At 65.1% G+C, this 16,151-nt stretch carries 17 protein-coding genes; 13 read left to right on the forward strand and 4 right to left on the reverse strand.

Annotation, left to right across the window (positions count from 1 at the left end; all coding sequences use genetic code 11):
* Positions 1 to 332: 332 nt before the first annotated feature.
* A complete protein-coding gene (locus FEZ61_RS14180) occupies positions 333 to 614 on the forward strand; it encodes a hypothetical protein (protein WP_064308436.1) in 282 nt (93 codons plus the stop codon).
* A 9-nt stretch (positions 615 to 623) separates the two neighbouring features.
* Here FEZ61_RS14180 and FEZ61_RS14185 read toward each other — a convergent pair whose 3' ends face one another.
* Entirely contained in the window at positions 624 to 1,406 is a 783-nt protein-coding gene (locus FEZ61_RS14185; RefSeq protein WP_173149143.1) for an aldolase, read from the reverse strand.
* 176 nt (positions 1,407 to 1,582) lie between these two features.
* On the opposite strand from FEZ61_RS14185, the gene FEZ61_RS14190 reads away from it, so the two are divergent.
* On the forward strand, positions 1,583 to 1,750 hold the full coding sequence (locus FEZ61_RS14190; RefSeq protein ID WP_173149145.1) for a hypothetical protein: 168 nt from the start codon (positions 1,583 to 1,585) through the stop codon (positions 1,748 to 1,750).
* A gap of 7 nt (positions 1,751 to 1,757) precedes the next feature.
* Here FEZ61_RS14190 and FEZ61_RS14195 read toward each other — a convergent pair whose 3' ends face one another.
* A complete protein-coding gene (locus FEZ61_RS14195) occupies positions 1,758 to 2,588 on the reverse strand; it encodes a PhzF family phenazine biosynthesis protein (RefSeq protein ID WP_173149147.1) in 831 nt (276 codons plus the stop codon).
* A 347-nt stretch (positions 2,589 to 2,935) separates the two neighbouring features.
* On the opposite strand from FEZ61_RS14195, the gene FEZ61_RS14200 reads away from it, so the two are divergent.
* A complete protein-coding gene (locus tag FEZ61_RS14200) occupies positions 2,936 to 3,676 on the forward strand; it encodes an SDR family oxidoreductase (RefSeq protein ID WP_017638687.1) in 741 nt (246 codons plus the stop codon).
* Positions 3,677 to 3,719: 43 nt separating this feature from the next.
* Positions 3,720 to 4,568: an ureidoglycolate lyase gene (locus FEZ61_RS14205; RefSeq protein ID WP_173149148.1), complete on the forward strand. Its 849-nt coding sequence runs from the start codon at positions 3,720 to 3,722 to the stop codon at positions 4,566 to 4,568.
* Between the two features lie 607 nt (positions 4,569 to 5,175).
* Here FEZ61_RS14205 and FEZ61_RS14210 read toward each other — a convergent pair.
* Together FEZ61_RS14210 and FEZ61_RS24625 are read right to left on the reverse strand one after the other, a co-directional pair.
* Positions 5,176 to 5,313 carry a hypothetical protein gene (locus tag FEZ61_RS14210; protein ID WP_017638685.1) on the reverse strand — a complete coding sequence of 46 codons (138 nt, stop codon included), beginning with the start codon at positions 5,311 to 5,313 and terminating at the stop codon, positions 5,176 to 5,178.
* Positions 5,314 to 5,373: 60 nt separating this feature from the next.
* A complete protein-coding gene (locus FEZ61_RS24625) occupies positions 5,374 to 5,937 on the reverse strand; it encodes a TetR/AcrR family transcriptional regulator (RefSeq protein WP_017638684.1) in 564 nt (187 codons plus the stop codon).
* Between the two features lie 73 nt (positions 5,938 to 6,010).
* On the opposite strand from FEZ61_RS24625, the gene FEZ61_RS14220 reads away from it, so the two are divergent.
* The 9 genes from FEZ61_RS14220 to FEZ61_RS14260 all read left to right on the forward strand — a co-directional run bounded on the left by FEZ61_RS14220 (position 6,011) and on the right by FEZ61_RS14260 (position 16,142).
* Positions 6,011 to 6,883: an alpha/beta fold hydrolase gene (locus FEZ61_RS14220; protein ID WP_064308439.1), complete on the forward strand. Its 873-nt coding sequence runs from the start codon at positions 6,011 to 6,013 to the stop codon at positions 6,881 to 6,883.
* Positions 6,884 to 7,007: 124 nt separating this feature from the next.
* Positions 7,008 to 8,126 (forward strand): Re/Si-specific NAD(P)(+) transhydrogenase subunit alpha, encoded by a 1,119-nt coding sequence (locus tag FEZ61_RS14225; RefSeq protein ID WP_173149150.1) that lies wholly within the window; start codon positions 7,008 to 7,010, stop codon positions 8,124 to 8,126.
* 37 nt (positions 8,127 to 8,163) lie between these two features.
* Positions 8,164 to 8,478 (forward strand): NAD(P) transhydrogenase subunit alpha, encoded by a 315-nt coding sequence (locus FEZ61_RS14230; protein ID WP_017638681.1) that lies wholly within the window; start codon positions 8,164 to 8,166, stop codon positions 8,476 to 8,478.
* A 1-nt stretch (position 8,479) separates the two neighbouring features.
* The gene (locus tag FEZ61_RS14235) at positions 8,480 to 9,916 is read left to right on the forward strand and encodes an NAD(P)(+) transhydrogenase (Re/Si-specific) subunit beta (RefSeq protein WP_173149152.1); all 1,437 of its coding nucleotides are present in this window, start codon (positions 8,480 to 8,482) and stop codon (positions 9,914 to 9,916) included.
* A gap of 392 nt (positions 9,917 to 10,308) precedes the next feature.
* The gene (locus FEZ61_RS14240) at positions 10,309 to 11,277 is read left to right on the forward strand and encodes an ornithine cyclodeaminase family protein (RefSeq protein ID WP_093255308.1); all 969 of its coding nucleotides are present in this window, start codon (positions 10,309 to 10,311) and stop codon (positions 11,275 to 11,277) included.
* Positions 11,274 to 12,539, forward strand: coding sequence for an FAD-dependent oxidoreductase (locus FEZ61_RS14245; RefSeq protein ID WP_093255306.1), 1,266 nt, complete (start codon positions 11,274 to 11,276; stop codon positions 12,537 to 12,539). The genes FEZ61_RS14240 and FEZ61_RS14245 overlap by 4 nt, the downstream gene beginning before the upstream one ends.
* A gap of 82 nt (positions 12,540 to 12,621) precedes the next feature.
* Positions 12,622 to 13,437 (forward strand): AraC family transcriptional regulator, encoded by an 816-nt coding sequence (locus FEZ61_RS24690; protein ID WP_173149154.1) that lies wholly within the window; start codon positions 12,622 to 12,624, stop codon positions 13,435 to 13,437.
* 976 nt (positions 13,438 to 14,413) lie between these two features.
* Complete coding sequence (locus FEZ61_RS14255; RefSeq protein WP_093255302.1) at positions 14,414 to 15,535, forward strand: hypothetical protein; 1,122 nt, start codon at positions 14,414 to 14,416, stop codon at positions 15,533 to 15,535.
* 127 nt (positions 15,536 to 15,662) lie between these two features.
* Complete coding sequence (locus FEZ61_RS14260; RefSeq protein ID WP_160923944.1) at positions 15,663 to 16,142, forward strand: hypothetical protein; 480 nt, start codon at positions 15,663 to 15,665, stop codon at positions 16,140 to 16,142.
* The last annotated feature ends 9 nt before the right edge of the window (positions 16,143 to 16,151 follow it).

A 16,151-nucleotide genomic window follows, 5' to 3' on the forward strand; every position in this document is an offset into this window, starting at 1 on the left:
CACTTCTTTCAGTGCCCTCTGTTGTCGAGAAGCCTATGGACAAGCGCTCTCTGGTTCACCTGTTGCTGATCTTTACCCTGATCGCCTGCATGGCCCTGCTGGCCTCGTTGATTCGCTAACCACGTTAAGCCAGCCATAAGCCGGACGATGGCAAGCTCTACCTCGTGCCGAAAGGCATCGTAGAAGCTGACATCTGCGCTTTCAGCCCGGGAGGATCCCGGGCTTTTTTTCGCTCCGACAAAATGCGCAACAGTCCACGGGTCCGCGCTTTGCCACTGCAGCGACATTCGCCGGCCCTGGCATCATGAGGCTCTCGTCCAGGAGGGACAGCCATGATCACCAGGATGCCGTCAGCCACCGCCTCGTCACTCGCCTTCGATGTCTGCCCCCTCGGCGCGGAGGCCCCGTCCCTGTCCATCGAGATGCTCCGGCAGGGCTTTCTGGCCCTGGATCATCATGGACAGCTCGACCTGAGCCGCACGATCAAGCGCCAGTTGCGCGAGCGCCTGGTTGAGCAGCTGGATGCCCAGCTGCCCAGCGTCGTAATCGACTCCCTGGACCGCTCCACCCCTCAGCCTCAGGCCTTGCCCCAGCGCCGCCTCCGCGGCGGCTGACCGCCCCGCTCAGTCCCGATAATCCGGCTCCAACCGCACGAGCTGGCGCTTCACGCTGTCCAGGTGCAGGCGCGCACTGTCGGCATTGCCCTGCAGCATCTGCTGGCAGGCGGCGTGGGCGATGGCCGGCGCCACCGGTTTGAGTGGTCGGCCGCTGGCCATGGCCTTGAGTTGCACCTCGGCGGCGCGCTCCAGGTAGTAGAGATCATCCCAGGCCTCGGCGATGCTCGGTCCCAGCACCAGGGGTCCGTGATTCTTCAGCATGACCACCGCCGCGTCACCCGCCGCCCGGGCGATGCGTTCGCCTTCGGTCGCGTCCAGCGCCAGGCCGTTGTAGTCCTCGTCCACGCTCAGGCGGTCATAGAACTTCAGCGCGGTCTGCCCAGCCCAGACGAAGGGGTCGCCTTCCAGCAGGCAGAGCGCCGTGGCGTGGGGCATATGGGTGTGGAAGGCCGCCCGTGCGCCCGGATTGAGCCGATGCAGCTGGGCGTGGATATGGAAGGCGGTGGCTTCGGGCGCGCCTTCGCCCATGACCACGCCGCCGTCGAAGTCGCAGATCAGCAGCGAGGAAGCCGTGACTTCGGCGAAGGCCAGCCCATAAGGATTGACCAGGAAGAGCTCGTCGTGGCCCGGCACCACGAAGGAAAAGTGATTGCAGATGCCTTCGCCCAGCCCCAGGCGGGCGGCCATGCGAAAGCAGGCGGCCAGATCGATGCGCGCCTGGCGGATGGCTGGGGTATTCAGATCAAGCTGATGGGCAGTGGCGTCGGTACTCTCGAAGGCGTGGGCCATGGGTTGCTCCTTGGGAAGAGGCCGGAACGCTGCACAAAGGATGCCGCTCCCTGCCATGGGACTATCATCATGAAGATTCAGCAGTCTCTTGTTATATATCTGCTGTCTTCGCTTCCGTAGAGAGCCCTGGCCCACCTGCTGCCCCTGGAGATCCCAGCCAAGGGGCAACTGGTCGGGTGCTCGGCGAGAGTCTGGAGGGCAACAAGCGGGTCAAGGCCAGCCACCAGGTGCGGCGTGCTGCGCCGGCGGCGAGCGGCCTGGTCGCCGGACTCAAGACCCAGAATGTCGGCAGCACCCGCTACCTCGATGCCGCCGGCTTCAAGGGACGCTCGGTCGGGCTCTGATCCGCGGTTAGAGGGTAAGGGTGCCGCGGATGCAATCCTGCACCGCGCCGCCCACCCAGATGCGGTCGGCGATGCGGGCCACCCGCACCCGACCACGGCGACCCATGGCCGTGCCCTGGCTGGCCAGGTAGCGCTCCGGGGCCAGGCCCGCCGGGATCAGCCACTGCGCCAGACTGGCGTTGAGGCTGCCGGTGACCGGGTCTTCGGCGAACTCCTCGCCCATCAGGGCGCGAACCTCGAACTGCGCCTCGGCAGCGCTGCCCGTCCAGGGTGCGATCAGGCCGACGTTGAGGCCTTCCAGCGCGGCGTAGTCCGGGCGGATCGCCAGCAGCTCCTCGCGACTTTCCAAGAGCACGGCGACCCAGCCGGGGCCATTGTCGGCCCATTGGCTGGCCTGGATGCGCTCGGGCGAAAGGCCGGTGCCACGGGCGATGCACGCCAGTACCTCGGGCGCCACCGGCCCGCTCCGCAGCAGCGGTGGCGCGGCGAAGGCCAGCTCTTCTCCGGCGGCGCGGATGGGCACCAGGCCGGCGCCGCACTCCTGGATCACCTCGCCGCCTTGGGGTCGTCCGCCCTCGCGCAACCAGACATGGCAGCTGCCCAGGGTCGGATGGCCGGCGAAGGGCAGTTCGCGGACCGGGGTGAAGATACGCACCCGGTAGTCCGCGGCTGGATCTGTAGGTTCGAGGAGAAAGGTGGTCTCCGACAGATTGGTCCAGCGCGCCAGGGCGGCCATCTGCTCGGTGGAAAGTTGATCGGCACCGCAGACCACCGCCAGGGCATTGCCCTCCAGGGGGTGCTGGGCGAAGACATCGACCTGATGGAAAACGAGGGACATGGCGGCAGGCTCTTGGGGCAAAGAGTCGATTGTCACCGGTGGAGCCCAGGCCGGACCAGCCACAGCCAAGCCGCGAAAGGTCCGTACAGATGGGTGTCGGAAGAGAAGCTGCCCGGCAGCTACTTGGCGGCGGTGAGGACGCGGAGTCGGACAGCGATCTATCGTTGGAACCTGGCCTTTCCGATCACCGAAAGGGGTACTGCCGCCTCGTTCAGGTCGCGCATTGTGTCGCGAAAAAATCCTTGCCTGTGAACCTGGCGGGGTCTAAACAATACGACCGACGGCCTGACCCATGACCATTGGCGGTCAGGCGATCCATAACAAAAGCCAGCCAAGAGGTCTCCCGCATGAGTCATGCAGGCAAACGCGTTCTGGTCACCGCCGCCGGCCAGGGGATCGGTCGGGCCACCGCCCTCGCCTTCCATCGCGCCGGTGCCGAGGTCATCGCCACCGACATCAATGCCGCCGCCCTGGACAGCCTGGATGGCCTGCAGACCCGGGTGCTCGACGTCACCGATGCCGCGGCCGTGTCGGCTCTGGTCGCCGAGCTGGGCAGCTTCGACGTGCTGTTCAACTGCGCCGGCTACGTCCATGCCGGCAGCATCCTCGATTGCGACGAAGAGGCCTGGCGCTTCTCCTTCGAACTCAACGCCACCGCCATGTACCGGATGATCCGCGCCGTGCTACCCGGCATGCTGGCCCAGGGCGGCGGCTGCATCATCAACATGGCTTCGATCGCCTCCAGCCTGAAGGGCGTGGCCAATCGCTGCGCCTATGGCGCCAGCAAGGCGGCGGTGATCGGCCTGACCAAGTCGGTGGCCGCCGACTATGTCGGCCAGGGCATCCGCTGCAACGCCATCTGCCCCGGCACCGTGGATTCCCCCTCGCTGCACCAGCGCATCGCCGACCAGGCCGCCCGCGAAGGCCGCAGCGAAGCCGAGGTGCAGGCCGCCTTCGCCGCCCGCCAGCCGATGGGTCGCGTGGGTCGGCCGGAGGAGATCGCCGCCCTCGCCCTGTATCTTGCCTCCGACGCCGCCGCCTTCGTCACCGGGACCGCCCAGGTGATCGATGGCGGCTGGAGCGTCTGACGCCGTTTTTCGTCCGCACCCTTTTCCCCCCATAGGAGCTCCGATGAAACTCTTGCGCTACGGCCCCCAGGGCCAGGAAAAACCCGGTCTGCTGGATGCCCAGGGCCGGCTTCGCGATCTCTCCGGTCAGGTGGCCGATCTCGCTGGCGAGGCGCTTGGCGCCGAATCCCTGGCCCGGCTGCGTCAGCTGGACCCGGACAGCCTGCCACTGGTGGACGGCTCACCGCGCCTGGGCCCCTGCGTCGGTCGGGTCGGCAAGTTCATCTGCATCGGCCTCAACTACGCCGATCACGCCGCCGAATCCGGGCTGGACGTGCCCAAGGAGCCGGTGGTGTTCAACAAGTGGACCAGCGCCATCTGCGGCCCCAACGACGCCGTGCAGATACCCCGCGACTCGACCAAGACCGACTGGGAAGTGGAGCTGGGCGTGGTGATCGGCAAGGCCGGACGCTACATCGACGAGGCCAATGCCCTGGATCACGTGGCCGGCTATTGCGTGGTCAACGACGTCTCCGAGCGCGAGTGGCAGATCGAGCGCGGTGGTACCTGGGACAAGGGCAAGGGCTTCGACACCTTTGGCCCGCTCGGCCCCTGGCTGGTCACCGCCGACGAAGTGGCCGACCCGCAGAACCTCGACCTCTGGCTGGAGGTGGACGGCCACCGCTACCAGAACGGCAACACCCGCACCATGATCTTCACGGTGGCCCAGATCATTGCCTACCTCAGCCGCTGCATGAGCCTGCAGCCGGGTGACGTCATCTCCACCGGTACCCCGCCGGGCGTGGGCATGGGCGTCAAGCCGCAGTCGGTGTACCTCAAGCCCGGCCAGGAAATGCGCCTGGGCATCCAGGGCCTGGGCGAGCAGCACCAGCGCACCGTCGCCGCCGACTGAAAGCTCCCTTCATCCGCGTTGACATCGCCGTGCCCGTTTTGAACGGGCACGGGGGGTGAGGAAATGGTCATGCCGATGAAGAGCACGCGTGGAGTAATCAGAGAACCTCACTACGTGGAAAACGCTGCGTAGTTTTCCACCCTACGCCAGACTAAACGTAGGTTGGCGCTGAGCGCAGCGAAGCCCAGCGGAGGGCGGCTGCCCTCACCCTAACCCTCTCCCAGAGGGAGAGGGGGGCGGCTCCGTGGATAGCCTTTAGGTTTGGCGTTAGCCGAGCGCAGCAATGCGTGGAAAACGCCATGCAGTTTTCCACCCTACGCCAGACTAAACGTAGGTTGGCGCTGAGCGCAGCGAAGCCCAACAAAGGGTGAGCACCCTCACCCCAGCCCTCTCCCAGAGGGAGAGGGGGCGGCTCCGTGGATAGCCTTTAGGTTTGGCGTTAGCCGAGAGCAGCGACGCGTGGAAAACGCCCTGCGGTTTTCCACCCTACGCTAGGCTCGACGTAGGTTGGTGCTGAGCGCAGCGAAGCCCAACGAGGGGCCGGCATCGTGGCACCTCGTAGCGTGGACAACGGCGCAGCCTTGTCCACGCGCCAAACACCAGTCCGCTACCGCTTGGGACTCAAGGGACTGTCGTCCAGGTCCTCGCGCTCTTCGGCGGTGGTGGTGTCCGCCGAATCCGGCACGTCGCCGTATTCGTCGTAGTCGTGGGGGGTCTGCTTGTCGTCCGCGGGTTCGGGATTCATGAGGTACTCCAATAAAAGAAGTGCCTTCGGTGGAGTCCGCCAGTCCCAGTGGCGTTCCCGCTAGACCAGCGCCACCAGACGTTCGGCGACCCGGTCGAAGGGTTCGATGCAGCGCTGCGCACGACACAGCGGAATCACCCCCTGCACCGCCGCTACCAGCAGCGTGGCCAGCCCCGTGGCCGCCTCGGCCGAATGCCCATGCTCGACCAACGCCACCTGCAAGCGCGCCTCCCAACGGCGATAGATGCCCGCCGCCGCGTCCAGCTCGCGCTGGGCGATCTCGTCCACCGGCTCTTCCACCGCCACCGCCATCACCGGGCAGCCGACGCGAAAATCCGAGTCCAGCAGGATGTCACGCCAGAGCCTTAGGAAGCCCTGGATCCCCGCCAGGGCCCCGGCCTGCAGCTGCCGCTCCAGATCGCGACTGACCTGGGCGCCCGCCAGCTCCACCGCCTCCACCACCAGCTGATGCTTGCCGCCGGGAAAGTGATGATAGGTGGACCCCAGCGGCGCCTCGGCGCGCTTGATGGTCTCGCGGATGCTGGTGGCATTGAGGCCGTGCTGCGCCAGCATGGCCGACGCGGCCACCACTACCCGTTCCCGCACCGTCGACTGCTCGGTCATTCATTCTCCTTGCTATGACAGTCGTCATAATCTACCGTCCAGGCATTATAACAACTGTCATAGGGACCACCCCATGCCCAGCGACGCCCTCGTCGAGGACCTGATCACCGCGGACGGTTATCGCCTCAGCACCAGTCGCTATCCCGCCCAGGAGCCGCTGCAAGGACGGCTGATCGTCGCCGGCGCCACCGCCGTGCCCCAGGGCTTCTACCGCCGCTTCGCCCAGCACGCCGCGGCCCGCGGTTTCGAGACCCTGACCCTGGACTATCGCGGCGTCGGCCGCTCGGCACCGGCCTCGCTCAAGGGCTTTCGCATGGACCTGCTGGACTGGGCGCGCCAGGACCTCGCCGCCGCCGTGGACGCCATGGCCCAGGGCGACGTCCCTCTCTACCTGGTCGGCCACTCCTATGGCGGCCATGCCTTCGGCCTGCTGCCCAATCACGCCAAGGTCGCCGGCTTCTACGTCTTCGGCACCAGCGCCGGCTGGCACGGCTACATGCCGCCGCTCGAACGCCTCAAGGTGCTGGGCATGTGGAAGCTGGTCTTGCCGGTGCTGACCTGGTGGAAAGGCTATTGCCCTTGGAGCGCCCTGGGCCTGGGCGAAGACCTGCCGCGCGACGTCTATCGCCAGTGGCGGCACTGGTGCAGCTATCCCCACTACTTCTTCGACGACCCGGCCATGAGTGGCATCGAGGCCGGCTATGCCGAGGTGCGTACGCCCATCGTCGCGGTCAATGCCCTGGACGATCTCTGGGCCACGCCGCGCTCGCGCGATGCCTTCATGCAGGCCTATCGCAACGTCGACCTCAAGCGCGAAGACCTCGACCCCCGCCAGCACGGCGGCGCCATCGGTCACATGGGTTACTTCCGCGTCGGCGCCCAGCCCCTGTGGGACCGCGCCCTGGACTGGTTCGCCGCCCTGCCCCGCTCACCGGGTCTGAGCTGAGTCCCAAACAGGCCGCCAACACGGCGCGCCTGTCGCTTTTCCAAAAGCTCCCCGTCGTTTCCGGACAGTCATCCCGCTGCCCCAGGTCCCATTGTGGCGGCACGAATAACAAGGAGTGACACCCGTGCTGATCGGCGTCCCGATGGAAACCGGTGCGGGGGAAACGCGCGTGGCCGCGACCCCCGAAACCCTCAAGAAACTGATCGGCCAGGGCCACCAGGTGGTGGTGCAACAGGGTGCTGGCGAGCGCGCCAGCGTGCCCGACGCGGCCTATGCCGCCATTGGCGCCCAACTCGGCGATGCCGCCGCGGCCCTGGGCGCCGACCTGGTGCTCAAGGTGGCGGCGCCCAATGCCGCAGAGCTGGCGCTGATGAAGCCCGGCGCCGTGCTGATCGGCATGCTCAACCCCTTCGCCCAGGAGACCCTGGACCAGCTCAACGCCCGCGGCCTCACCGCCTTCGCTCTGGAAGCGGCGCCGCGCACCTCCCGCGCCCAGAGCCTGGACGTGCTCTCCTCCCAGGCCAACATCGCCGGCTACAAGGCGGTGATGCTGGCCGCCGACCACTATCCGCGCTTCATGCCCATGCTGATGACCGCCGCCGGCACGGTGAAGGCCGCGCGGGTGCTGATCCTTGGCGCCGGGGTGGCCGGCCTGCAGGCGATCGCCACCGCCAAGCGCCTCGGCGCGGTGATCGAGGCCTCGGACGTGCGTCCGGCGGTCAAGGAGCAGATCGAATCCCTCGGTGCCAAGTTCGTCGACGTGCCTTTCGAGACCGAAGAGGAGCGCCAGTGCGCCGAAGGCGTCGCCGGCTATGCCCGGCCCATGCCGGCCACCTGGATGGAGCGCCAGGCCAAGGCCGTGCACGAACGCGCCAAGCAGGCCGACATCGTCATCACCACCGCGCTGATCCCCGGTCGCCGCGCCCCCACCCTGCTGCACGAAGCCACCGTGGCCGAGATGAAGCCCGGCTCCGTGGTCATCGACCTGGCCGCCAGCCAGGGCGGCAACTGCCCGCTGACCGAGCTGGACCGGGTGGTGGTCAAGCACGGCGTCACCCTGGTGGGCTACGGCAACCTGGCCGCCCGGGTACCGGCGGACGCCTCGGCGCTCTATGCCCGCAACCTGCTGGACTTCCTCAAGCTGGTGTTAAAGGACGGGGCTTTCCACCTCGACCTAGCCGACGACATCGTCGCCGCCTGCCTGATGTGCCACGGCGGCGAATTGCGCCGCAAGAACGCCTGAGCCCCAGCCCGGCCCCTCTCTATAAAGGACTGCCCCCATGGATCTGATTTCCGACGGCCTCTACAACCTGATCATCTTCGTGCTGGCCATCTATGTCGGCTACCACGTGGTCTGGAACGTCACCCCCGCGCTGCACACCCCACTGATGGCCGTGACCAACGCCATCTCCGCCATCGTCATCGTCGGCGCCATGCTCGCCGCGGCCCTTACCGTCACCCCGCTGGGCAAGACCATGGGCACCCTGGCCGTGGCCCTGGCGGCGGTCAATGTCTTCGGCGGCTTCCTGGTCACCCGCCGCATGCTGGAAATGTTCAAGAAGAAGGCCCCCAAGGCCTCGGCGGAGAAGCCCTGACATGAGCATGAACCTCATCACCCTGCTCTACCTCGTCGCCTCGGTGTGCTTCATCCAGGCGCTCAAGGGCCTTTCCCACCCCACCACCTCGCGCCACGGCAACGCCTTCGGCATGGCCGGCATGACCCTCGCCGTGCTCACCACCCTGGCGCTGATCCACAAGCTCGGCAGCGAGCTGGCGGTGCAGGGTATCGGCTACGTCATCGTCGGCCTGCTGGTGGGCGGCAGCGCCGGCGCCTACATGGCCAAGCGCGTGGAAATGACCAAGATGCCCGAGCTGGTGGCCTTCATGCACAGCATGATCGGCCTGGCCGCGGTGTTCATCGCCATCGCCGCGGTGGTCGAGCCGCAGTCCCTGGGCATCGTCGCCACCTTTGGCCAGTCGATTCCCAGCGGCAACCGCCTGGAGCTGTTCCTCGGCGCGGCCATCGGCGCCATCACCTTCTCCGGTTCGGTGATCGCCTTCGGCAAGCTCTCCGGCAAATATAAATTCCGCCTGTTCCAAGGCGCTCCGGTGCGCTTCGCCGGCCAGCACCCGCTCAACCTGGTGATCGGCCTGGCCATCCTGGCCCTGGGCCTGGTCTTCACCTTCAGCGGCAATCTCGGCGCCTTCGCCGTGCTGGTGGCCCTGGCCTTCGTCATCGGCGTGCTGATCATCATCCCCATCGGCGGCGCCGACATGCCGGTGGTGGTCTCCATGCTCAACAGCTACTCCGGCTGGGCCGCCGCCGGGATCGGCTTTTCGCTCAACAACTCCATGCTGATCATCGCCGGTTCGCTGGTGGGATCAAGCGGCGCCATCCTCTCCTACATCATGTGCAAGGCGATGAACCGCTCCTTCTTCAACGTCATCCTCGGCGGCTTCGGCGGGGCGACGGAAGCCGCGGCCAGTGGTGGCAGCGGCGAGCAGCGCCCGGTCAAATCCGGCTCGGCGGACGACGCCGCCTTCCTGCTGGGCAACGCCGACAGCGTCATCATCGTCCCCGGCTACGGCCTGGCCGTCGCCCGCGCCCAGCACGCGCTCAAGGAGCTGACCGAAAAGCTGGTCCATAACGGGGTGACGGTGAAATACGCCATCCACCCGGTGGCCGGCCGCATGCCCGGCCATATGAACGTGCTGCTGGCCGAGGCCGAGGTGCCCTACGACCAGGTGTTCGAGATGGACGACATCAACTCCGAATTCGGCCAGGCCGACGTGGTGCTGGTGCTCGGCGCCAACGACGTGGTCAATCCGGCCGCCAAGAACGACCCCACCTCGCCCATCGCCGGCATGCCCATTCTCGAAGCCTTCAAGGCCAAGACGATCATCGTCAACAAGAGATCCATGGCCAGCGGCTACGCAGGTCTCGACAACGAACTCTTCTACCTGGACAAGACCCTGATGGTCTTTGGCGATGCCAAGAAGGTCATCGAGGAGATGGTCAAGGCGGTCGACTAGGAGATGTGGCTCGCCACTTGGTGGCTTGGCTCCTCAGGCGGCGACGCGGAAGCCGAGCGGGATGCGAGCCGTTTCTCTTCCAGAGAGCTCTCAACCCTCTCCGCTCTCTACTCATTGGCAAGCCAAGCCACCGCGCGTTTCACGATCCGTCCGTCATTGCCCAGTGCAGTGGCCAACCGAGCCGGGAACGCCCTCGGGTTTCGCTCGGCCCGGGTGCCCGGATTCGCTGGACCACTACACCTTGCTCAATTAGCAGTAAGCGGCATGCGGCCGCAGGATCAAAACGCTACTTGTCATAGTTCTGTACGCAAACAGCATAGGTTTGGACAACGCATGACTGGGGTTCGGATGGGAGGGTAGGCGTGAGTCCTCGGCTTTGGAAAACGAACCTCATGTACCTCAATGCGGAAGAACTTGCCTACGCTTTGCCCTGGCCGGAATTGATCGACGCCCTGGCGAACGCCTTTACCAGAACCGTCGAATCCCCCGTCCGTCATCACCACCGCATCGAGGTTCCTGGCGAACCTGATGCGATGCTGTTGCTCATGCCAGCCTGGATAGAAGGTGCCTACCTGGGTGTCAAGCAGGTCACGGTATTCCCCGGCAACAACGCGCGCGGCCAGCCAGGTCTCAGTAGCCACTACCTGCTGAGCAGTGCGGTCGACGGCCGTCCGCTGGCGCAATTCGAGGGCAACGAGCTTACGGCGCGCCGTACCGCGGCGGCCTCAGCCCTGGCCTCACGCTTTCTTTCCCGACCGGACTCGAGTCGGTTGCTCATGGTGGGTGCAGGGCGGATGAGTCGCTACCTGGTGCGCGCTCACCGGACCGTTCGCACCCTCGACAAGGTTGCCGTGTACGATCGTTCAGCGGTAGCGGCACAGGCCTATGTGCAGGAGCTGCAGCGTGAGGGTATCGAGGCACAGGCCGTCGAGCAGGACGATCTGCCCACCGCCGTCGGGACCGCTGACATCATCAGCTGTGCGACCTTGGCGACCGATCCCATCATCCAGGGTGAGTGGCTGCAACCGGGTGTGCATCTGGATCTCGTCGGCAGCTTCACGCCCCGGATGCGCGAGGCGGACGATACCGCCATCCAGCGATGCGTCCTCTTCGTCGATACCCGCAAAGGCGCCCTCGCTGAGACGGGCGACCTCATCATTCCACTCGCGGCGGGGATAATAGGACCTGAGCACATTCGGGCGGAATTGAGCGAGCTATGCGGTGGACGCCATCTCGGGCGCCCCGCCTTGACGAACCCAGACACGGCGCTGACCCTATTCAAGTCCGTAGGCGCCAGCCTGGAAGACCTGGCTGCCGCCATCCTTGCCTACCAGCGCAGTACCGGCGAGCCTACGCCATGAACCCGACCTCGACGGACGCGGTGGCGGTGATCGGTGCCGGACTCCTGGGGCTCTGTACGGCCTTGCAACTGCGTCGACACGGCCAGGACGTCGTCCTGATCGATGTCAATTCGCCGGGCTCCGGGGCGTCGTCCGGCAATGCGGGTTTTCTGGCCACGGAATCCATCGATCCCTTGTCGACCTGGACGACGCTCAAGGCAGCACCAGGGCTCCTGTTACATCCGCACGGCCCCTTGAAAGTGCCGCCCGGCAACCGGCTGGCGGCCTTGCCCTGGCTGGCACGCTTTCTCCAGGCGGCGCAGGGAGAGCGGGTGGCTGCGCACCGAGACGCTCTGGCCGCCTTGAACAGCAGGGCGGTCCAGAGCTGGATTGACTGCTTGACCTTCATCGGGTGCCAGGATCTGCTCGTGCAGTCGGGCTATCTGCTGGCGTGGGAGAAGGCCCAAGGCATGAGCGCTGCCCGCAGCGAATGCGCTCATCTGGAGCGCTGGGGGCTGGAGGTGGAGCTCGTCGAGGCTTCGGCCATCGACATGCTGGAGCCCGCCATGGCGGGGCGCTTTCACCACGGGTTGCACTTTCGCCAGGCCTGGCGGATGCGTGATCCCAGTTGGCTCTGCACGGCGTTGTTCGAGGCCTTCATTCGGCATGGCGGGACCTGGCTGCAGCAGCGGGTGGAGCGGCTGGAGCTCGGAACGGCGGCGCCACGGCTGTACCTGAATGGGCGCTGGGAGCCCTACGCTAAGGTGGTGCTCTGCGCAGGTGCCCAGAGCGCTTCGTTACTGGCACCGTTGGGCATCCACATCCCGCTGATGGCCGAACGGGGTTATCACCTGCAGTGCACGCGCAAGGGCGTCATCAATCGCCCCATCTGTCCTGTGGAGCGAAGGATCTTTCTGAGCCCCCTGGACAGTGGACTCCGCGTCGTGGGAATCAGCGAGCTGGGGGGGACGCGATTGCCCCCGCAGCCGGCGCGGCTGGATACGCTGAGACACCATGGCCAGGCCTTGCTGCCACAACTCGAGGAGGAACTGCGTGATGCCACACCCTGGATGGGCATGCGCCCTACCCTGCCGGACTCGCTGCCGGTCATCGATGTGGTGGCGGACCGACTGGGCCTCGCCTTCGGGAACCAGCACCTGGGCCTCACTCAGGCAGCGATCACGGCCGAGTTGATCGTCAGCAGGCTATTGGCAACGCCGTCAGCCGTCGATTGCCGACCGTTCCGGGTGGCACGATTCAGCGGAGCGCGCCACGGCTATTGACCTGAGGCATGGCGCGGATGACCTGGCTGACCCAGGTTGGCTATAGTGCGGTCCAGGCCTTTCGCTCTCCATGAGGTGCATCGTGCAGACCTCGCTTCACATCAACGCCATTGCCCAGACCTCGGGCGAGCACGTCCACGACTACCAGCAGCTGATGATCGGTTTGAGCGGACGGATGGATTGCGAGCTGTCCACCGCGTCAGCCCCTCTGATGCGCGGCTCCGTGGGTTTCCTGCCCCAGGGAGCGCGACATCGCTATGCAGGACGTGATGCCGACTGCCGCGTGCTGGTGCTGGATTACCACCTGGATGATCCTTTCATCAGTGCGCTGTGTCAGGCGTCCGGCGCTTCGGCTGAATGCCTGGGCCTGCGTGCCGAGGCGAATTTGTCCAGGCCATCCGCCGCCTTGATCGGCTTGCTGGACTGGAATGCCGCTCAGGGCCGCTTCGACCGGCTGCAGGTACCGGCGGTGCGCAACCAGTTGATCGCGAGTCTGCTGACCGAAATCGTCGTGGGCGATAGCCTTCCGATGAGGGAAACCCTGCAGCGTTCCAGGATCAGCCTGGAGGCGCTGCATGCCTGGGTGGATGCCCATCTAGCCGAACCTATAGGTGTCATCGATCTGGCAGCGGCGTTCTGTCTGAGCGAGAGCCATAGCTTCGTGGCCGTCAAGACGCTGGTCGGTTGCTCGCCCATGCAGTTCGTGACGCGGCGTCGAATGCGATTGGCCATCGAACTACTTCGCGGCTCGTCCCTGCGGCTCGAAGAAATCGCCCTGCGGGTGGGCTATGCCGAGCTGAGCAGCTTCAGCAAAACCTTCCGGCGTCATGTCGGCGTAGCACCTGGCTCCTATCGGAAAGAAACAGGCGCTACCGGGGTGCAGATCGCGTCCGAGTGACTCTGTAGCCCTGCAGGCCCACCAGGCGTTTCGAAAGCCTTGCCTAAGCCTCAATGGCCAGCGCCGCATACGGCTTGCCCGGCAGCGCCCAGCCCATGGATAGGCAGATCCAGCGCCACCGCCAGGTAATACCCTGACCAGCGATTGCCGTGCGTCCCTGAAGGGCATCAGCGCACACGGGAAAGAAGCGCCCTGACCACGCGCGTTGACGCTCTCATGCAGCGTCACCCAGATCCTCCGTGACGAGCGCCAGCCTTCGCGCTAACGCCGGATGCGCTGCCACTATGGCGCCGTGCCTCGGGCACAAGAGCTGGCTTCGGCTCCGCGGGGCATGGTGTCGGCCGCCTATCTCACCCAGTACAAGGCAGGGCGAGAGCTAACTCCCGTGCGTACCTCTTCTTCATTCTCCTTCAGCGAAAGCCATTGGGTTCCTAAGTCGGACGGCAGTGGTTCCTGTTTGGCTGTTTGGGATGTGCATGGCAACCGAATTCACTACGGCAGTCTTGCCAGGAACCACCGCAAGGGTTCGGTTGAGTATCAGGAGTGTAGAAAAGGGGCGAAGCAGTGGTTCAAATATGAATATATAAAATTATAAAAGCGTTAAGGAGCGGGGACTATTGAGAGAAACGCATCGCCCTGCAGCAGAGGGGTTTAGAGCAATGAATTGATTGGAGAGTCAGTCTCTGCACCCCATATCGCCAATTGCCCATATCGAAAAAAGATTAGAAAACTAGAGCCTTTTATAGACTGCAAAAAAACAATAACCAGCCAGCTAAAATAAAAACAACCAATTGATCCATAACCAGACAGAGCGAAAGTAAACCTTTAAAACCTTGCAACCCACCGCCAAAAACTCTCGATTTTAAAATCACTACTCCTACCGATTGTGCGTTTAGCCCCACCCGTTAAATTGATCCCTAAGGAATTCCTATGCTCCTCCCATTAATACGACCAACCCCTCACAAGGACCGTCCCCATGCAAACCTCCCGCTCCCTCATGGTCGCGTTGCTGCTGGCCAACACCGGCGCTGCCTGGGCCGAATCTAATACGGCAACGGTGCAGCAAGACGGTGGCTTCAACAGGGTTAACCTGAACCAAGGCAGCGAGCTGTCGGCGCGTAACAAGGCCGATATCCAGCAGAGCGGCATCTTTCTCACTACCCAGGTCACCCAGCAGGACGATGCCGATGACAGCGTGCGGGTGGTGCAGGACAGCGCCAGGAGCTATGCCGAAGTCAACCAGACCTTGGGTTCGCAGCGGCGGGTGGATATCGAGCAGCTCAATGCGGGCTACGGGCGGGTGCAGGTCGATCAGGGGCCGGGCAGTGGCAACGAGACGGTGGTGCGGCAAAGCGGTCTGCGGCTGGACACCTTTGTGCAGCAGGATGGTGGCTTTCACCGCATCGACATCGATCAGACCAGCGACCGGGCAGGTGGTAATACCCTGACGGCACGGCAGGACGGCCTCAACGGCACCCTGGAGCTGGGCCAGCATGGCGATGCGCTGGACCTGCAGGTGGTCAGCTTCGGACTGCGCAATAGCGCCTGGGTGAGCCAGAACGGCAACGACTCGACCACCCTCATCGAACAGCGCGGCAACGACAACTACATCGGCCTCAAGCAGGCCGGCGAGCGAACCGACTCCACCGTGGTGCAACAGGGTAACGGCAACGATGCCCGGGTCCGGCATTCCAGCGGCTATTCGCGGCCCAGCACCGTCGACATCGCCCAGCGCGGTGACCTCAACCGTGCGGACGTGAATTCTTATGGCGTCGGCAGCCAGCTGACCCTGGCGCAGAGCGGTAACGGCAATGGCGCCTCCGCCACCGTCTCGGGCGAGGGCAACCAGCTGGATCTGGTGTCCAATGGCGACGGCAATGGCATCACCGCCTATTACCTCGGTAACGACGGCCAGCTGAAGGTCGATCAGCAAGGCAACGACCTCGGGGTGACGGCCTTCGTGCAGGGCAACGCCTCCAGCATCACCGCCAACCAGATTGGCTACCAGCACACCGCCAATCTGACCCAGAACACGGCGGGCAATGCCATCAACATCACCCAGAGCGGCTTCTCCAACCACGCCGTCATTACCCAGTAACCTGAGATCAGCGGGGCCGGGCACCGTGCGCGCTGGCAGCGTATGCGGGTTCCCTTTGCCCCGCCCGCTCTCAATCTTTGCCTCACGCGGCCGCTATCCTTGGGATGTACCTTTCAAGGAGTCCGCGATGTCCAGCACGCTGTCGGTGAATGGCATCGGCCATGGCATCTTGCGCCCGGCCACGCTCACGCTGAGTGGCGCACCGGCCAAATCCACTGCCGAAGATGAAGCGGCCAAGGCCACGCAAGCCAGCGAGACCAAGGGGATCGGCAAGCCCAATTCGCTGAACCAGATCAAGGACCAGGCCGAAGCCGACGCCACCTCTGGCGGCGAGAAGAGCAGCACCGGCAACAAGACCCTGGATACCCTGCAAAAGGCCATCGACATGGCCAAGCGGCAACTGGAGCTGGCGCAAAAGCAGTTGCACGCGGTGGAGGCCCAGAGCAAGGGCGAGGGCAAGGCTGACGAGACCAGCCAGGCCGCGCGCGAAGCCGCCCAGGCCAATGTGGCCGCCGCCAGCGCGGCGCTGATGAACGCCTATGCCGCCTATACCGAAGCCCTGAAGAAGGCCGGCGACAGCACCGGCGGGGTCAGCGCCCGGGCGTGATGCTGGCCC

This window comes from Pseudomonas sp. MS15a(2019), from assembly GCF_013277805.1.
Lineage (GTDB): Bacteria > Pseudomonadota > Gammaproteobacteria > Pseudomonadales > Pseudomonadaceae > Chryseomonas > Chryseomonas benzopyrenica.